Source organism: Streptomyces aureoversilis (genome assembly GCF_042657885.1).
In the GTDB taxonomy this organism is placed as follows: Bacteria; Actinomycetota; Actinomycetes; order Streptomycetales; family Streptomycetaceae; genus Streptomyces; species Streptomyces aureoversilis.
On sequence record NZ_JBHSKJ010000001.1, the window covers coordinates 267,928 to 283,569 of the forward strand.

The following is a 15,642-nucleotide window of genomic DNA, read 5'->3' on the forward strand; positions in this document are numbered from 1 at the left end:
ACCGCGGCGGGCCTCACCGCGGCGGCCCGCCGTGGTGAGGCCCGAGTAGGGTGCCTGATCATGACCGAACCAGGCTTCCTGAGCACGACCCGGGCGTTCTACGACGCCATCGCCACCGAATACGCCGACCGCTACCGCGACATACTGGACGACCAGCCGCTGGAGCGGGGAATGCTCGGCGCCTTCGCCGAGCTCGTGCGGGGCGCCGCCGAGGGACCGGTCGCCGACATCGGGTGCGGCGAGGGGCGCGTGACGGCACACCTGAACGCCCTCGGCCTGCCCGTGTACGGCATCGACCTGTCGCCGCAGATGATCGCCACGGCCCGGCGGACGCACCCTGAGCTGCGGTTCGAGGTGGGCTCGATGCTGTCTCTGGACATACCGGACGGCGCGCTCGCCGGGGCCGTGGTCTGGTACTCGATCATCCACACCCCGCAGGAACTGCTGCCGGAGGTCTTCGCCGAGCTCCAGCGCGTGCTGGCCCCGGGCGCCCCCCTGCTGGTCGCCTTCCAGGTGGGCGACGAACCCCTGCACATCGACCGGCCCTTCGGCCACGAGGTGTCGCTCGACTTCCACAGGCGGCAGCCGGACCGCATCGCCGAGCAGCTCGGCGGGGCCGGACTGGCCGTGCGCGCCCGGCTGGTGCGCGAGCCCGAGGAAGGCGTGGAAGGGACCCCGCAGGCCTTCCTGCTGGCCCGGAAGCCTGCCTGACGCCGCCGCCCGGGGCCGGCGCTCGGGGCGGGCGCGCCGCGCTGACCAACCTCTACGGCTGACGACGTGCAACCCGGGAACCAGGCCCCGCGGCGCGGACTCCCGTCCCCGAGCCCGATGCGGAGTCCTGCGGGCCTGCATACCGTGCTCGGTATGAACGCCATCGACACGAGCGGTGTGCTCGACGAAGCGCTGGAACGCCTGCACGTCTCCGGCCCGGAGCGGCTCGGGCGGCTCACCAACCACGCCCCGATGGTGGCCGAGGCCCTCGTGGCGCGCGGCCGGCCGGCCGCGGTGCACCGCTGGCTCGACCGCTACGAGGAGCACCTGGAGGACTTCCCCACGCCCGTGGCCCCCGTCACCGACGCCGACTGGGCCACCGCGCTGGGGGACCCGCGCCGGGCCGCCGACTGGATCGCCTACTTCACCCGCGCCCTCTCCGCACAGGACTGGAGGAGCCTCCTCGCGACGTGGTGGCCGCGCCTCCTGCCCGGGATGTTCGGAGGCTCCACCCACCCCGTCATCCGGACCGGCCACGCCGTGCGCGCCCTCCTCGACCACGAGGAGAGCGAGCCCCGGCTGACCGAGCTTGCGCACGCCCTGGGCTACTGGGCCGCCCGGCACCACCCCCTCTCCGGCGTCACGTGGCTCCCCGGCGCCGCGGACGCGGGCGAGGCCCTGGAGGCCGTGCCCCCGATCCCCGTCCGTGAGGGAGGGTTCCCGACCCGGCTGGCCCTGGTCGGCCGGCTGCCGGTCTGGTCCGCTGACGTGACCGGTCCCGACGAGGCCCGGCAGCGGCTCGCCGACCTGGTGCGCGCCACGACCCACCGCTACGCCACCCACGGCCACGGCGAGGCGACCATGCTCGTCCACGCGGCCACCGCCCCCAACGCCGTACTGCGCAGCCTCCGCGCCCTCCCGCGCAGCCTGTGGGTGCCGAGCCTGCACGCGGCATGGCAGGCGTCGGCCGCAGTGACGGCGATGTACGCCCCGGAGCAGCCCGTTGCCGCGGTGTCTCCCGGGTCCGTCTCCGCGGGAGAGGTCCTCGAACGCGCCCTGGCGCACGGCGACGAGCACGTCATCAAGCTCACCGACACCGCACTGGACGTCGGTGACGAACAAGCGCTCGCCGCCGCGCTGCGTGCCGTCGAACTGAGCGCCCCCCTCTCCTGACGCCGGAGATCGGCAGGGCGGGTGGGGCCGGACGGCCTGGCGCGCGGCCTGCCGACCCCGCCGCGGGGCGGCGTCGACCCGCCCACGGCCACCGGCACGATCCCGGGTCGGCGGCCGTGGACGCCCGGTGGCCGGCGGCTCGTGCACGCCGACCACTTCGGCCTGACGGTGACGCTGCTGGGCCGGATCGTCCTCCAGGAATGACAAAGGAGAGCGGAATCCGACCGGCGCCTCTCAGTACCTCTGGGTGTAAAACCCCGGGGTCTTATCCCCAGCGCTGGAGCTTGCCACCGGCATCGATTCCCGCGTAAATGCCGTTGCTGCTGTTCGTGCCCAGGGTTTTGCCGGTGGCCTTGTTGGTGAGCCGCCAGCCGTTGGAGAACTTCGTCTCGTACCACTTCTGGTAATTGCTGCCGTCGCACGAAACGGTGCGGAGCTCGCCCTTGTAATGCTGAAGGCAGTCGCCGTTGTAGCCCCCGGCGCGCAGGACGAAGGAGCCGTCGCTCTTCTTGGTCTCCCACCAGTTCGTGTACCCGGAACCGCAGTCGCCCACTGCGGCGATGCCGGCGATGTGGGACAGGCACTTGTTCGTGCCCTTGTTCTTCCAGGTGACGCTGCCGTCGGCGAAGGCGTCGCCCGAGCCGGCGAGGAGCAGAGCGGGCGCGATGACCGCTGCCGCCGCGAGCCTGCCCATCAGGCGCTTCCCCATGTAATTCCCCCTGTTGGCGGTGAATCGAAACTGCTTGTTGCCGCCACCGACCCTACAACGATCAAGATCGTATTTCCATGCGGGGCCGGGCCGCCGCAACGCGTGCGGCGGCGGCCGGGAGAAGTCCGGGGAATTTCTCGGACATCGCTGAATATTTCATATGCCCGCGGCCAAAGGCGGATTTGGCGCCCAGGTGGCGCGCAGCAGCTTCTTGTCGGGTTTCCCGACGGCGGTGAGCGGAATGCGGTCCACGACGTGCACGGCGCTCGGCGCGTACATCGCCCCCTTGCGCTCCGTCACGAAGCCCCGGATCCGCTCGCGCCACGCCCCGCCCTCCGCGCCGTGCCCCGCCTCGTGCCCGGCCGCAGGGACGATCGCGACGTGGACCTCCTCGCTCTCGTCCGCGCGCCGCACCCCGAACGCCGCGCACTGGGCGACGGCGGGGTGTCCGTGCAGGAGTTCCTCCAGCTCCGCCGGGTAGACGTGCCCGCCGACCACGACGACCATGTCCTTGAGCCGGTCGACGAGATAGAGGTATCCGCCGGCGTCGAGGTAGCCGACGTCGCCGGTGCGGATCCAGCCGTCGCGCAGCACCTCCGCGGTCAGCTCGGGCTGCTGCCAGTAGCCGCTCATCATCATCGGGGTCCGGACGTGGACCTCCCCGGCCTCCCCGGGGGCCACGGGCCTGCCGTCCGCGTCGCGTATCGCGATCTCGGCGCCCGGGGCCGCGCGTCCGGCCGTGGCCCGGCCGCCGCGTCCCGTCACCGTGTGCTCGTGGGGCAGCACCTCGGTGATGTTGCCCGCCTCCGTCTGCCCGTACCAGCCGTGGAGGACCGGCCCGAACGCCTCGGCCGCGCTGCGCAGCCGCCGGGCCGAGACGGCGGTTCCGCCGTAGAAGACGCGGCGCAGTGCGGACACGTCGGTGTCCGGCAGGTCCGGGTGGTCCAGCAGTTCGTACAGCAGGGGCGGCAGCAGCCACACGTCGGTGATGCGCTCGCGCGCGAGGGCGGCCAGCACGGCCCCCGCGTCGAAGGCGGGCTGCAGGACCACCGTGCCGCCTGCGAGGAGCGTGATGTCGGCGACGACCCCGGCCATGTGTGCGAGCGGGGTGCAGGCGAGGAGGCGGGGCCGCGACCCGGACGGGATCCTGCCGGCGTACAGGGCCAGCATCCGCCCGTACGGGCCGTGGGCCATCCGGACGCCCTTGGGGACGCCCGTGGTGCCTCCGGTGAAACGGATGCACCAGTCGTCCCCGGCGCGCGCCGCACCCGCCACCGGCCGTGGCTCCCGGAGGGACGCGCGGGCCAGGAGGTCCTCGCCGAAGGAGGCGGGGCCGAGGGTGAGCACGGCGGGGACCGGGGCCCGGGCGAGCAGCGCCTCGGCGGCCTCCCGCGCGGTGGGGGCGGCGAGCAGCATCGAGGGCCCGACGCTGTGCACGATCTGCGCCTGCGTCTCCGGGGCCGTGCCCTCGGTGAGGTGGACCACGCGGGCGCCCAGGAGGTTCGCCGCGTAGCGGGCGAGGAGTGCCCCGGGCTGGTTGCCGGTGAGGAGCGCGACGGTGCTGCCGCGGCCGATGCCGCGCGCCGCCAGCTCCGCGGCCGCCCGGCGGACGTCGTCGCACAGCTCCCCGGCCGGGACGGTACGGCCCTCCGCCGTGATCAGCGCGGGTTGCCCGGGGGAGCGCGAGAGCACGTTCAGGATGGTCAGGGCGTAACTCTCGTACGGGAGGGGCGGGTTGTCGGTCATGGGTCGTGTCTCCTTCGGGGCGAGGGGGATGTCCGGAGGCTACGGGCGCGGGACTTATGCAGTCCAAGACCAAAACAGGCATGTAAAGATGCCTGGGGAGTTATAAGGGGGGGAACGGATGGACCTGCTGTCGCTGCGCTGCTTCCAGGTCGTCGCGCGCCACGAGCACATCAGCCGGGCCGCCGCGGAGCTGCACGTCGCCCAGCCCTCGGTGAGCCGGACCATCGCACGGCTGGAAGCGGAGCTGGGCGTCCCGCTCTTCGACCGCCGCGGCCGCCGCATCCGGCTCAACCAGCACGGCGCCGCCTTCCTGCGCCGCGTCGACCGGGCGCTCCGCGAACTCGAGGACGGGCGCCGCGAACTGGCCGACGCCGCCGGAGGCGAAGGCGGCACCGTCACGGTCGCCGCCGAAACGCTGCTGACCCTCGCCGGGCTGCTCGCAGGCTTCCGGGCGGCCCACCCGGGCGTGGACGTCCGGCTGTACCAGGCGACCGCGGGCGCGATGGCGGAACGGCTCCGCACGCGCGAAGTGGACTTCGGCCTGGTCTCCCAGCCGCTCACGGGCCCGGCGCTGACCTCCGTCGAACTCCTCCGGGAGGACGTGCTGCTCGCCGTGCCCGCCGGGCACCGGCTGGCCGGGAAGGAAGGCGTCGACCTCGCCGCGCTGGACGGGGAGCCGTTCATCACGCCCAGCCCGGGACACTGGCAACGCATCCTCGCCGACCGGCTGTTCGCCCGGGAGGGGGTCCGCCCCGCGATCGTCTGCGAAGGGAACGAGCCGGGCGCGATCCTGGACCTCGTCGGCGCGGGGCTGGGGGTCGCCCTGCTCCCGGCCATGGCACGCGACACCGGCGGCCGCGGGACGGTCGCCTGGGCGCGGCTCGCCGCGCCCGACTGCCACCGGGTGCTGTGGCTCGCCCGGCACGAGGACGCCTATGTGACCGCCGCGGCCCGCCGCTTCGGCGACTTCGCCGTCGGACACTTCGCGGCGGCACCCCGCAGGCGCTGAAAGGTGCTGAAAGGGCTGAAAGGCGCTGAACCGGTCAGGCCTGCGCCGCGTAGCCGGACGGGGGCGCAGCCGGAGGGCCGGACGCCTCGGGGGTCGTGGGGGCCATAGGGGCTATGGGGGCCATGGGGTTGGTGGAAGCCGTGGGGGAGTTGCGGATCGCGTCCAGGTAGTGGGCCATGGCGTTCGCGTTGTCGGTGAGGTGCTGGATGCGCCTCGTGATCTGGCGGTGCTCGTGCTCCAGGGTGGCGATCAGCTCGGGCGTGGGGTGGACCGGGTGAATGGCGTGCGCCTGGGGTAAGCGCGGGAGGATCTGCCTGATGAGGCGGGTGGGCAGCCCGGTGTTGAGGAGCGCCCTGATCTGCAGGACGCGGTCGACGAGGTGGTCGTCGTAGTCGCGGTAGCCGTTGGGCGTGCGGTCCGAGGTGATGAGTTGCTGCTCCTCGTAGTAGCGCAGTAGCCGGCGAGGCGTGCCGGTACGGTCCGACAGCTCTCCGATCCTCATGTGACGGGCCTCACATTCTTGTCGGCTTGACCTTCACATATGTGTGAGGGTTCCAGGATTCACATCATGTCAATAAGCAAAACGGAGCCGTCCGTTGATCCCGTAGCCGGTGTCGTTCAGGAGAAGCAGGAGAGGAAGGAGTCCCGGAGAGGAGCCGGGGAGCACAAGGGGGAGCGCAAGGAGGAGAAGCTCCCGCTGCTGGCGCTGCTGGCGCTGGCCACGGCCGTGTTCATCACGAGCCTGACGGAGACGCTGCCCGCGGGCGTGCTGCCCGCGATGAGCGGTGACCTGGGGGTGAGCGAGTCCGCCGCCGGCCAGACGGTCACGATCTATGCGATCGGCACGGCCCTCACGGCGATCCCGCTGACCGCGGCCACCGCCGGGTGGCGGCGCAAGGGCCTGCTGCTGACGGCGATGGGCGCCTTCGCCGTCGCCAACACGGTCACCGCGGTCTCGACGAACTACCCCCTGACCATGGTGGCCCGCTTCGTGGCCGGTGTGGCCGCGGGTCTGGCCTGGGCGCTGCTGGCCGGCTACGCGCGCCGCATGGCGCCGGTCCCGCTGCAGGGCAAGGCGATCGCGATCGTGATGACCGGCATCCCGGTCGCCCTCTCGCTGGGCGTGCCCGCGGGCACGTTCCTGGGCAAGGCGCTGAGCTGGCAGGTGGCGTTCCTGGTCATGACGGGTCTCACGCTCGTCGTCATCGCGTGGATCGTGGCGATGGTGCCCGACTACCCGGGGCAGAAGCGCGGTGAGCGCGAGCCGATCCTGGGGGCCCTGAAGGTGCCCGGCGTGGCGCCCGTCCTCTTCGTCGTGACCGTCTTCGTGCTGGCCCACACCATCCTCTACACCTACATCGCCACCTTCCTCGACCGGCTCGACATGGGCGGCTCGACGGACCTGGTGCTGCTGGTCTTCGGCGTCGCGTCCCTGCTCAGCATCTGGATCGTCGGCGCACAGATCCACCGCCGGCTGCGCTCGCTGACGGTCCTCAGCACGCTGCTGGTCGCCGCCGCGGCGGCCATCCTGGCCGTGCTGTCCGACAGCCCCGCGCTGGTCTACGTGGCGGCGGCGCTGTGGGGCCTGGGCTGGGGCGGCGCTCCGACGCTCCTGCAGACCGCCGTGGGCGACGCGGGCGGCGAGCAGGCCGACGCGGCGCAGGCCATGCTCGTCACCCTGTGGAACGTGGCCATGGCCGGCGGCGGGGTCGTCGGCGGCGTCCTCCTCGGCCTGTGGGGCACCTCCTCCTTCCCCTGGAGCGTGCTGGTGCTGCTGGTGCCGGTCCTGGCCGTCGTGCTCGCCGCCCGGGCGCACGGCTTCCCCGCCAAGCGCGCGAGTGCGAACTCGTGAACGCCCACGCGGCACATCGCGGCCCTGCGAAGACCCGACCGGGTCCTCGCGGGGCCGTCCCCCGTTTGCGGACACGAAGGCAAGCGCGGGCGCACGTGCGAGTGCGGGCCGGGGAGGTGAGCGGGAGATGCTGATCTCCGCGATGTCCCGGCGGACCGGCGTCAGCAAACGGCTGCTGCGGTACTACGAGGAGCAGGGCCTGCTCCGGCCCCGCCGGCGGTCCAGCGGCTATCGCGAGTACGGCGAGGAGGACGTGCACAGGGTCCGCTTCATCAGGGTCCTGCTGGCGGCCGGGCTGAGCACGCGGACGGTGGCCGGCCTGATCCCCCTGCTGCCCGGCCCCGGCCGGACGGCGGCGGTGCCGGCCGGCCCGGGCGTGCTCGACCGGCTGCGCCGGGAGCGCCGGCGGATCGGCGACGCCGTGGCCGATCTGCTGGCCGCGCGCGACGTGCTGGACTCGCTCATCGCGGCGGCGGTCCCGTCCTGCGCCGCCGCCCCGGGCGTCTGACCGCCGAAAGCCCGCCTCCGGACGTCCGGAGGCGGGCTCGGCTGTCGCCGGCGCGTGCGGTCACGGGCTCCCGGCGGTCGTGCGCGCGTAGTGCGCGGCGATCTCGTCGCTGGTGGCGAGCCAGACCCCGGGGTGGCCGGCGAGGTGGCGCAGCGCCTGGTCCACGTACTTGTGGCGGAAGGGCTGGCTGCTGATGAAGGGGTGCAGGACCAGCGCCATGACCCGTCCGCCGGTGCGGGCGTCGGCGTGGAGCTGGTCGAGCTGGTCCTCGACGATCCGGACGAAGTCCGGCCCGCTGAGGTTCCGGCCGAGGAAGAGGGTGACGTCGTTGACCTCGATGGAGTACGGCATGCTCAGCATGCCGGGGACGTTCAGCCGGTAGGGCTGGTCGTCGTTGCACCAGTCGAGGACGTAGTCCAGGCCGAGCTCGGCGAGGAGCGCGGGCGTGCGGAAGGTTTCGGTGAGGGCCGGGCCGAGCCAGCCGCGGGGGCGCCGGCCGGTGGCCGTCCCGATGGTCTCGACGACGTCCTCGAGGTAGGCGCGCTCCTCCTCGGCCGTCATGCCGGTGTGGAAGGTGGAGTTGTCCTTGCCGTGGGCGATCCAGGCCCAGTCCCGCTCCCTGCCCGCCCGGACGATTTGGGGATAGTGGTGGCAGACGGCGGAGTTGAGCATCGCGCTGGCGCGGATCCCGTGCCGGTCGAGGCTCTCGATGAGCCGCCAGATGCCGACACGGGGCCCGTAGTCGCGCCAGCCGTAGTTCAGCGGGTCCGGCGCGAGGCCTGCGGTTCCCGCGAAGATGCTGGTCGAGGGCCGGTCGATGCGGTAGTGCTCGACGTTGACCGCGACGTAACAGGCCACGCGGGCGCCGCCGGGCCAGTGGATCGGCTCGCGTTCGACGATCGGGCTGTAGTCGAAGAGCTGGTGGTCCATCGTCCCTCACCTTGCGGTTCGTGCCGGGCGCGGGCGGCGCAGCTGGTGGTGTGTGTTCCGCATGCTGTGCATGCTCGGACCTTCACATTAATGAGAAGGTCAATGCGGCACGGCATGAGGAACATCACACGCGGGACATGCTCAACTCACGGGCGGCACAGGCGCGTTGTGGAGTTCCGGAGGGCCCGGACGTCCCGGACCCCGGCCGGTCTGCGCGCCCCTGGCGCGCAGCGGGGCTCGCTCTGCTGCAGGGTGACGGCGGCGGAGAAGGTCTCGGCGCCGTCCTGCTCCATGGTGACGGCCACGCGGGCGTGCCCGGCCGGGTCGTGGGGGAGGGGGCGGGTCTCGATCCGGCACGGACTGCCGAGTTCGACGAACCGGGTGAACGTGCTGTCCACCGCCACCACGGCGGCGCGCCCGTGGGCGGTGGACCGGGCCGCCTGCCGGGCGGCTTCGAGGAGCAGTTGCCCGGGGATGTGGTCGACGGCGTGGTCGAAGAAGACGGGGTGGGTGGTGTCGGCCCGCAGCCGCCAGGTGTGGGGTGTCCCGGTCGGGGTGAGGGCCAGGTTGTCGAGGGCGCCGCGGCCGGGGTACGGCCGGGGCACGGGCGGGGCGGGCTCGGTGACGCGCAGGCCGGGCGCCCCCTGCGCGGTGCCGGAGCCGGACTCCGTGCCGGACTGCCCGGCGCGCAGGCGCCGGTAGACCGCCGGCGTCTGGATGGTGAAGCGGGTGTCGGCCGTCGCCAGGCGCAGCCCCGCCCGTACGACGTCGATCCGCAGGGCGAGGGCGGTGACGCGCGGACCGCGGCGCACCGACTCCGTGCAGGTGACGCGGAGTTCGACCGGTCCGGAGAGGTCGACGGCCCGCAGGGCGTGGGGGGTGATCCGGTAGCGGTAGCGCTCCCACAGCAGGGGGTGCCCGAAGGGCACGTCGTAGGCGGCGTGGGAGAGCAGCGGGAAGGTCTGCCGGACGGTCTCGTTGAGCAGGACGAGGTCGAGCCGGCCGGGGCCGGTCGTGTAGAAGCGGTGGGTGTAGGGCCAGTGGGCGGCGACGGTGAAGGTGTCCTCGCCGGTGCGGTGCCAGCCCGTCAGAAGGACTCCGTCGGGGTTCGCCTTGTGGACGAGCTCGGCGGGGACGAAGGCGGGGGATGCCGTGGCGGTGGTGCGGCCAGCGGTGCTGTGCATGGGGAACTCCTCCGGTGGGGGCGTTGTCCGTGATGCAGGTGCGTGTGCTGGTGGCGCTGTTGAAGGTGCTGGACGGTGAGGCCGTCGGGGAATAAAATAGAGGTCGTTCTTTTTTTAGTTCAAGTGCCTTTTGGGGAGCCGCGATGTCGCGACCGACGCAGGAACGGGCTGTGCGGACCCGAGAGTTGATCCTGAAGGCGGCGGCGGAGGAGTTCGACGAGAAGGGATATGCCGGGGCCTCCATCACCAAGATCGTGGACCGGGCGGGGGTCACGGCGGGAGCGCTGTACTTCCACTTCCAGTCCAAGCAGGGCCTGGCCAGTGCGGTGATGAACGCGCAGTCGGGGGCGATTGAGCCGCTCATCGGCTCGGAGGGCCTGCAACGGCTGGTGGACATCACGCTGGTGTGGGCACGGCAGTTGCAGGTGGATCCGGTGCTGCGCGCGGGCGTGCGGCTCGCGGTGGAGCAGGGCAGCTTCGGCCTGCAGGACGCCTCCTCCTACCAGGGCTGGCGCACGATCATGGGAGAGTGTCTGCACGAGGCCGCCCGCAAGGGCGAGTTGAGGCCGGAGGCGGACCCGGACCGGGTGGCCGCCTTCGTGGTCGGGGCGTGCACGGGCGTGCAGCTGTACGCCCAGCTGCTCAACGGCCGCAAGGACCTCACCGAGCGTACGGTGCACATGTGGGAACTGCTGCTGCCGGGCATCGCCGTGCCGGACGTGGCGGACCGTATCGAGCTGGACGGGGAACGGGGGAAGAGGCATGACGACGGGGGAGTGGCCGACGGGGGAACGGGCGGCTGACGGCGGTCCGGCCACGGCCGGTGCGGAGGGCGCCCACGGCGCACCGCTCGCACCGGCCGCCCGGACCGGACCGGACGCGGCCGCCCGGCCCGCCGGTGGCAGGCCGCGGCGGATCGTCATCACGGGAGCGACCGGCACGGTCGGCAGCCGGGTGGCACGCCTGCTCGTGGCGGCCGGCTGCGAGGTGACCTCGCTGACGAGGGATCCGGCGCGGGCGGCCCGCGCAGGCCTGGCAGGCCGGATCGCCGGGGCGGACCTCTCCGACCGCCCGGCGCTGACAAAGGAATTGACCGGCGCGGATGCCGTCCTGATGGTCACCTTCGACCCGCTGCGGCCCGCGCACGACGCGAACCTCCTCGCCGCGGCGCGCGCGGGCGGCGTCCGGCACGTCGTCAAGCTGTCCGCGCTCGCGGTGACCGACACCGGTGCCCAGGACCTGATCACGCGCTGGCAGCGTGACGGCGAAGAGCTCGTACGGGCCTCGGGCCTGGACTGGACCCTCCTGCGCCCGCGCGCGTTCATGTCCAACACGCTCTCCTGGGCTTCGTCGGTGCGCAGCCGGGGAACGGTGCGGGCGCTGTACGGCGACGCCCGCAACGCCTGCATCGACCCGCAGGACGTCGCCGGGACCGCGGCGCGCGTCCTGTCCCGGCCCGGCGGCCACGCAGGCCGCGTCCACGCCCTGACCGGCCCGCAGGCCCTCTCGGCGCGGGACCAGACCCGGCAGCTGGCGGCGCTCCTGGACGAGCCCGTCGGCCTCGAGGAACTCACCGAGCAGCAGGCGCTCGACGCATGGCGGGCCCGCCACCCCGAACCGCTGGCACAGGCACTCCTGGCCAGTGCCCGGCGGCAGCACGAGGGCGCGAAGGCCGGCCTCACGGACGGAGTCGCACGGGTGACCGGCCGTACGCCGGGAACCTACGGGGCCTGGGCCGCGCGGCACGCCGCGGCCTTCCGCGCCGCGCCGATCCCCTGAACCCTCCGCACCGTCCCCACCCCGCACGCAGGGAGGACTGCACCCCCGACGGCGACCGGGTCCGGCCATGGGCCCCGGTCGCCCTCCGCGGCTGCAGTCGCCGCAGAAGACCACGTTGTCAGGCGGGAGCCTGAGGCTTGCTAGGGGGAGTCATGAGCGACGGACAGCGGATGCTGGACGGCAGAACGATACTGATCACGGGGGCTTCCAGCGGGATCGGCGCGGCCGCGGCGCGGCTGTTCGCCGCCGAGGGAGCCGCCGTGATGCTGCTGGCGCGCCGCAAGGAGCGGCTCAGCGACCTGGTCGACGAGATCTCCCTGGCGGGCGGGCGGGCCGCGATGGTGACCGGGGACGTGGCGGACGAACGGGACGTCGAGCGGGCCGTCGCGGCGACGGTCGAGGACTTCGGCCGGCTGGACGCCGCGTTCAACAACGCCGGCTGGGCGGTGGCGGGCGTCCCCCTGCACGAGACGGACAACGCCGTCTTCGACAGGATCATCGACGTGAACCTCAGGGGAGTGTGGAACTGCCTGCGGCACCAGATCCCCGCCATCCTCGCCACCGGCCGGGACGGGGCGGTGGTGAACACCTCCAGCGTCGCCGGCCACCAGGCCACCGGCGCCTCGGCCGCGTACGTGGCGGCCAAGCACGCCGTCCTCGGCCTGACCAAGGCGGCCGCCGCCGAGTACGGCGAGCTCGGCGTCCGGGTCAACGCCCTGGTGGTGGGCAGCACCCGCACCGAGCTGATGGAAGAGGTCCTGGAAGGGACCCCGGCCCTGGAGAAGAGCTTCGTCGAGCGCTCCGTCCAGAAGCGCATGGCCGACCCGACGGAGATCGCGCAGGCCGCCGCCTGGCTGTGCAGCAACCGGGCCTCCTTCGTCACCGGTGCCGCGATGCAGGTGGACGGCGGCTGGACCGCGGCCTGACCGCGCCGGGCGGCCGGGAGCGCCTCCCGGCCGCCCGGGCTCCTGCCGGGGCGCGCTCCGCTCCCGGTCAGGCCTCGACCGGCGCCGGCGCCGGGGCGGGCGCTGCGGCAGCGGGGAGGCCGGCGCGCCGGCCGTGATCCGCGAGCAGGGTCCGCAGCCGCCTGCGCCCGCGGTGGAGGCGGGAGGTGACGGTCCCCGCGGGAATGCCGAGGAGCTGCGCTATCTCCCGGTAGTGCAGACCCTCGACATCGGCCAGGTAGACCACCTTGACGAACTCCTCGGGCGTCGCCTGCAGCGCGTCGAGCACCTCGGGGTCGGGGATGTGGTCGAGGACCTGCTTCTCGGCGGACGGCAGGCCGGCGGAGGTGTGGCCGGAGGTGTGGGCCAGCTGCCAGTCCTCGATCCGGCCCGCGTAGGAGTACTGCGGCTCGGCGCGCTTCTTGCGGTACGAGTTGATGAAGGTGTTCGTCATGATGCGGTGGAGCCAGCCCCACAGGTTGGTGCCCGCGCGGAACTGGTGGAAGGACTTGTAGGCCCTGGCGTACGTCTCCTGGACCAGGTCCTCCGCGTCCTCGGGGTTGCGGGTCAGGCGCAGCGCCGCCGTGTGCATCCGGCGGCGGTAGGCCAGCGCGTCGCGTTCGAAGCGCCTCGCGCGCTCTTCGTCGGTCTCCGCTGCTGCGGTGGTGGTCGGGGGCGCGGCCATCGTTCGTCCTTTGCCGTGTGGCGCCGTGCTGCACGGTGCCGTGTCGGTTCGTACGGAGTGCGTGGTGCGGTGCGTGGTGCCGGGCGGGTGCACGGGGCGGATCGCCCGGGGCTTGGGGCGGCTGGTCCGGGCGGCTGCTGTCAGACGGTCGCGAGCTGCCGGGCGCCGTGCTGCAGGCGGCTGTAGACGTAGGCGGCGGAGGCCATCGTCATGTGGTGGTGCCAGCCGGGGAAGGAGCGTCCCTCGAAGTCGAGCATCCCGAAGTCGTCCTCGAGCCGTTGCACGGCGGCGTGGGTGAGCGCGGGGCGCCGGATGAGGGAGAGGACCTCGTCCATCCGCCGGTCCACGAGGGTCGTGATCCAGAAGCGGGCCGGCCGCCGGTGGGCGGGGGCCTGTTCGGCCAGCAGCCGGTAGACGCGGTGGGTGCTGGGGGCGCCGGAGCGGCCCGGGAGGCGGACGAGGGAGGAGTGGACGTTCAGGTGCCGCACCTGGCGGCCCCGGTCCTGTCCGTGCCCGTTCACGTTCCCGGTTCCGTTCCCGTTGCCGTTCGCGGGGCCGTGCCCGTGGTCCTCGACGCCGACCACGTACGGGTGGCGGAACCCGCCGTCGCGCATGAACTGCAGCGCGCTCATGGGCCGGACGGCCGACGGCCGCGGCCCCGCGCCGGGACCGGCGTGCAGGGCGGGCAGCACGGGCTGGTCGGGCCGGATCTCGATGGCGAACTCCCGTTCGCGCAGGTTGAGCTGGGCGGCCAGGTGGGCGGCGTCGGCGGCGCAGCAGCGGTCGACGACCAGGGGTGCCGGGCCGGAGACCCTGAGGGCGGCGAGGCGGTCCGTGAGGTCCAGCACGTGTTCCCAGACGGGCTGGGCCCGCAGGGTGCCGGGGACGCGGGCGCGCCTGCGGCGCTGCTCGTCGCCGCACCAGCTCTCGTCCATCAGCAGGCGCCAGTCGACGGGGATGCTCTCGGAGCCTGAGGTGAGGAAGAGGCCGATGCCGACCTGGCAGTTGAGGGTGCGGCCCGCGTCGGGCACGAAGCGCCGGTGGACCCCGACGGAGTGCTCGCCGCGCTTCTCCGCCAGGGTCATGCCGATCGTCCAGGCGTGGGAGGGCAGCCGGGCGGCGGCCTTGCGGGCCAGGGCCTCGCGGGCGGCCGCCCAGTCCCAGGGGCTGGCGCTGATGAACTGCTGCAGGGCCTGCGGCGCACCGGAGGAGGGGGAGACGGCCCGGGCCATCTGACGGATGGTCTTCTTGCCCCGCACCGTGAGCAGTCCGCGCAGGTAGGCGTCCGCCCAGCGGCGCTGGTCGACGCGCGGCAGGTAGCCGAACACGTCCTCCGCGAAGTCGGACACGAAGTCGGGCACGAGGCTGCTGGGGTCCTGCGGCGCCTGCGGCAGGACTGCGGGGTGCTGAGCGGCCATGGTGGGTCCCCCCTCGGAGCATCGGTGGCCGGTCGCCGGCGCCGGTGGCGGTGCCGACCCTTAAAAGATAGCGAACGTTTTTTATTCTTTCACGGGGAAGGAGGCGACCCGCGCCTACTTGGCCAAGTCGGCGTTGCCGCCGGTGGGCGGCCGGGGGAGTGTCGGACCCACAGACCGAAACGGCCGAGAGGTGTGGGACCTTGAAGGGCACCCGATGGCGCGAGGGCCGTCGACGGCACGCGACCGCCACCACCGGGGAGTTGCGATGGTGAAGCAGGAACGCGCCGCCTGCACCAGGCGCACCGTGGTGCAGGCGGCCGCCGCCGAGTTCGACCGCGGCGGATACGACGGCACGTCGCTGCAGCGCATCTGCCGGGCGGCCGGCATCTCCACCGGCGCCCTGACCTTCCACTTCCCGACGAAGGACAAGATCGCCCGTGCCGTGGAGGAGCTGGGGCGCGAGCTGACCCGCGCCGAGACCGAGCGGACCGTGGCGGTGCCGGCCTCCCCCCTCCGCAGGGCCCGGGCCCTGGTCCTCGCGATCGCCCGGCTCCTGGAGAAGGAGACCGCCGTACGCGCCGCCGCCCGCCTCTCCCGGGAGCTTCCCGGTGGCGCCGACTGGGCGCAGACCTGGCTGCCGGAACTGCGCGGCCTGCTGCACCAGGCCTACGCCGAGGGGCAGTTGCGCGCGGCGGCCGACCCGAAGACGGTGACCCTGCTGGCCGCCTACCTCGTCGCGGGCGTCGACGCGCACCTGCAGCGCCGGGCCCGGGCGGGGGCGCCGGAGGCGCGGGCGTCGCAGGAGCCGGCCGGCGGCGGGGACCCGGGTCCCGTCGAGCAGCTCGCCCGCGTCTGGGACCTCGTCCTCTACGGGGTGTCTCCCGCCGGCCCGTGATCGCATGCTGCCGGTGACTTATTGAAGTCCGTATGTCCCGCCCGGCGCATCCGGCGCAAGATTGCAGGGCGAGGAAGCCGGATCCGGCCGGAGAAAAAC

General features: G+C 73.3%; 17 protein-coding genes. 10 read left to right on the forward strand and 7 right to left on the reverse strand.

What is annotated here, in order from left to right; translation table 11 throughout:
- Positions 1 to 60 precede the first annotated feature (60 nt).
- The 3 genes from ACFPP6_RS00995 (at position 61) to ACFPP6_RS01005 (ending at position 2,088) form a co-directional block, all read left to right on the forward strand.
- Complete coding sequence (locus tag ACFPP6_RS00995; RefSeq protein ID WP_382035842.1) at positions 61 to 711, forward strand: class I SAM-dependent DNA methyltransferase; 651 nt, start codon at positions 61 to 63, stop codon at positions 709 to 711.
- A gap of 153 nt (positions 712 to 864) precedes the next feature.
- On the forward strand, positions 865 to 1,884 hold the full coding sequence (locus tag ACFPP6_RS01000; protein WP_382035844.1) for a questin oxidase family protein: 1,020 nt from the start codon (positions 865 to 867) through the stop codon (positions 1,882 to 1,884).
- A gap of 21 nt (positions 1,885 to 1,905) precedes the next feature.
- Complete coding sequence (locus ACFPP6_RS01005) at positions 1,906 to 2,088, forward strand: hypothetical protein (protein WP_382035847.1); 183 nt, start codon at positions 1,906 to 1,908, stop codon at positions 2,086 to 2,088.
- Positions 2,089 to 2,149: 61 nt separating this feature from the next.
- Here the strand turns inward: ACFPP6_RS01005 and ACFPP6_RS01010 are convergent, their stop codons facing one another.
- Together ACFPP6_RS01010 and ACFPP6_RS01015 are read right to left on the reverse strand one after the other, a co-directional pair.
- Positions 2,150 to 2,593 (reverse strand): RICIN domain-containing protein, encoded by a 444-nt coding sequence (locus tag ACFPP6_RS01010; RefSeq protein ID WP_382035850.1) that lies wholly within the window; start codon positions 2,591 to 2,593, stop codon positions 2,150 to 2,152.
- 156 nt (positions 2,594 to 2,749) lie between these two features.
- Positions 2,750 to 4,339: an AMP-binding protein gene (locus ACFPP6_RS01015; protein WP_382035853.1), complete on the reverse strand. Its 1,590-nt coding sequence runs from the start codon at positions 4,337 to 4,339 to the stop codon at positions 2,750 to 2,752.
- 118 nt (positions 4,340 to 4,457) lie between these two features.
- On the opposite strand from ACFPP6_RS01015, the gene ACFPP6_RS01020 reads away from it, so the two are divergent.
- Positions 4,458 to 5,348, forward strand: coding sequence for a LysR family transcriptional regulator (locus ACFPP6_RS01020; protein ID WP_382035856.1), 891 nt, complete (start codon positions 4,458 to 4,460; stop codon positions 5,346 to 5,348).
- Positions 5,349 to 5,382: 34 nt separating this feature from the next.
- Here ACFPP6_RS01020 and ACFPP6_RS01025 read toward each other — a convergent pair whose 3' ends face one another.
- A complete protein-coding gene (locus ACFPP6_RS01025) occupies positions 5,383 to 5,850 on the reverse strand; it encodes a MerR family transcriptional regulator (protein WP_382035859.1) in 468 nt (155 codons plus the stop codon).
- Positions 5,851 to 5,916: 66 nt separating this feature from the next.
- On the opposite strand from ACFPP6_RS01025, the gene ACFPP6_RS01030 reads away from it, so the two are divergent.
- Both ACFPP6_RS01030 and ACFPP6_RS01035 read left to right on the forward strand, forming a co-directional pair.
- Entirely contained in the window at positions 5,917 to 7,200 is a 1,284-nt protein-coding gene (locus tag ACFPP6_RS01030; protein WP_382035861.1) for an MFS transporter, read from the forward strand.
- Between the two features lie 127 nt (positions 7,201 to 7,327).
- Positions 7,328 to 7,708, forward strand: coding sequence for a MerR family transcriptional regulator (locus ACFPP6_RS01035; protein WP_382035864.1), 381 nt, complete (start codon positions 7,328 to 7,330; stop codon positions 7,706 to 7,708).
- A 60-nt stretch (positions 7,709 to 7,768) separates the two neighbouring features.
- On the opposite strand, the gene ACFPP6_RS01040 is transcribed toward ACFPP6_RS01035, so the two are convergent.
- Together ACFPP6_RS01040 and ACFPP6_RS01045 are read right to left on the reverse strand one after the other, a co-directional pair.
- Positions 7,769 to 8,638, reverse strand: coding sequence for a polysaccharide deacetylase family protein (locus ACFPP6_RS01040; protein WP_382035866.1), 870 nt, complete (start codon positions 8,636 to 8,638; stop codon positions 7,769 to 7,771).
- 146 nt (positions 8,639 to 8,784) lie between these two features.
- A complete protein-coding gene (locus tag ACFPP6_RS01045) occupies positions 8,785 to 9,822 on the reverse strand; it encodes a ScbA/BarX family gamma-butyrolactone biosynthesis protein (protein ID WP_382035869.1) in 1,038 nt (345 codons plus the stop codon).
- Positions 9,823 to 9,965: 143 nt separating this feature from the next.
- Here ACFPP6_RS01045 and ACFPP6_RS01050 point away from each other — a divergent pair, with 143 nt between their 5' ends.
- From ACFPP6_RS01050 to ACFPP6_RS01060, 3 genes are all read left to right on the forward strand, one after another.
- On the forward strand, positions 9,966 to 10,625 hold the full coding sequence (locus ACFPP6_RS01050; protein ID WP_382035871.1) for a ScbR family autoregulator-binding transcription factor: 660 nt from the start codon (positions 9,966 to 9,968) through the stop codon (positions 10,623 to 10,625).
- The gene (locus ACFPP6_RS01055) at positions 10,585 to 11,601 is read left to right on the forward strand and encodes an NAD(P)H-binding protein (protein ID WP_382035874.1); all 1,017 of its coding nucleotides are present in this window, start codon (positions 10,585 to 10,587) and stop codon (positions 11,599 to 11,601) included. Before ACFPP6_RS01050 ends, ACFPP6_RS01055 begins: the two co-directional genes overlap by 41 nt.
- A gap of 152 nt (positions 11,602 to 11,753) precedes the next feature.
- Complete coding sequence (locus ACFPP6_RS01060; protein ID WP_382035877.1) at positions 11,754 to 12,527, forward strand: SDR family NAD(P)-dependent oxidoreductase; 774 nt, start codon at positions 11,754 to 11,756, stop codon at positions 12,525 to 12,527.
- A 67-nt stretch (positions 12,528 to 12,594) separates the two neighbouring features.
- Here the strand turns inward: ACFPP6_RS01060 and ACFPP6_RS01065 are convergent, their stop codons facing one another.
- Both ACFPP6_RS01065 and ACFPP6_RS01070 read right to left on the reverse strand, forming a co-directional pair.
- Entirely contained in the window at positions 12,595 to 13,230 is a 636-nt protein-coding gene (locus ACFPP6_RS01065) for a sigma-70 family RNA polymerase sigma factor (RefSeq protein ID WP_382035880.1), read from the reverse strand.
- Between the two features lie 140 nt (positions 13,231 to 13,370).
- Positions 13,371 to 14,648, reverse strand: coding sequence for an IS701 family transposase (locus ACFPP6_RS01070; RefSeq protein ID WP_382035883.1), 1,278 nt, complete (start codon positions 14,646 to 14,648; stop codon positions 13,371 to 13,373).
- 265 nt (positions 14,649 to 14,913) lie between these two features.
- On the opposite strand from ACFPP6_RS01070, the gene ACFPP6_RS01075 reads away from it, so the two are divergent.
- On the forward strand, positions 14,914 to 15,543 hold the full coding sequence (locus ACFPP6_RS01075; protein WP_382035885.1) for a TetR family transcriptional regulator: 630 nt from the start codon (positions 14,914 to 14,916) through the stop codon (positions 15,541 to 15,543).
- Positions 15,544 to 15,642 lie beyond the last annotated feature (99 nt).

Bases quoted from the DNA above. Each gene is read 5' to 3' on its own strand.
- ACFPP6_RS00995 (WP_382035842.1), top strand. From the start codon at position 61: ATGACCGAACCAGGCTTCCTGAGCACGACCCGGGCGTTCTACGACGCC.
- ACFPP6_RS01000 (WP_382035844.1), top strand. From the start codon at position 865: ATGAACGCCATCGACACGAGCGGTGTGCTCGACGAAGCGCTGGAACGC.
- ACFPP6_RS01010 (WP_382035850.1), bottom strand. From the start codon at position 2,593: ATGGGGAAGCGCCTGATGGGCAGGCTCGCGGCGGCAGCGGTCATCGCG.
- ACFPP6_RS01015 (WP_382035853.1), bottom strand. From the start codon at position 4,339: ATGACCGACAACCCGCCCCTCCCGTACGAGAGTTACGCCCTGACCATC.
- ACFPP6_RS01020 (WP_382035856.1), top strand. From the start codon at position 4,458: ATGGACCTGCTGTCGCTGCGCTGCTTCCAGGTCGTCGCGCGCCACGAG.
- ACFPP6_RS01025 (WP_382035859.1), bottom strand. From the start codon at position 5,850: ATGAGGATCGGAGAGCTGTCGGACCGTACCGGCACGCCTCGCCGGCTA.
- ACFPP6_RS01030 (WP_382035861.1), top strand. From the start codon at position 5,917: ATGTCAATAAGCAAAACGGAGCCGTCCGTTGATCCCGTAGCCGGTGTC.
- ACFPP6_RS01035 (WP_382035864.1), top strand. From the start codon at position 7,328: ATGCTGATCTCCGCGATGTCCCGGCGGACCGGCGTCAGCAAACGGCTG.
- ACFPP6_RS01040 (WP_382035866.1), bottom strand. From the start codon at position 8,638: ATGGACCACCAGCTCTTCGACTACAGCCCGATCGTCGAACGCGAGCCG.
- ACFPP6_RS01045 (WP_382035869.1), bottom strand. From the start codon at position 9,822: ATGCACAGCACCGCTGGCCGCACCACCGCCACGGCATCCCCCGCCTTC.
- ACFPP6_RS01050 (WP_382035871.1), top strand. From the start codon at position 9,966: ATGTCGCGACCGACGCAGGAACGGGCTGTGCGGACCCGAGAGTTGATC.
- ACFPP6_RS01055 (WP_382035874.1), top strand. From the start codon at position 10,585: ATGACGACGGGGGAGTGGCCGACGGGGGAACGGGCGGCTGACGGCGGT.
- ACFPP6_RS01060 (WP_382035877.1), top strand. From the start codon at position 11,754: ATGAGCGACGGACAGCGGATGCTGGACGGCAGAACGATACTGATCACG.
- ACFPP6_RS01065 (WP_382035880.1), bottom strand. From the start codon at position 13,230: ATGGCCGCGCCCCCGACCACCACCGCAGCAGCGGAGACCGACGAAGAG.
- ACFPP6_RS01070 (WP_382035883.1), bottom strand. From the start codon at position 14,648: ATGGCCGCTCAGCACCCCGCAGTCCTGCCGCAGGCGCCGCAGGACCCC.
- ACFPP6_RS01075 (WP_382035885.1), top strand. From the start codon at position 14,914: ATGGTGAAGCAGGAACGCGCCGCCTGCACCAGGCGCACCGTGGTGCAG.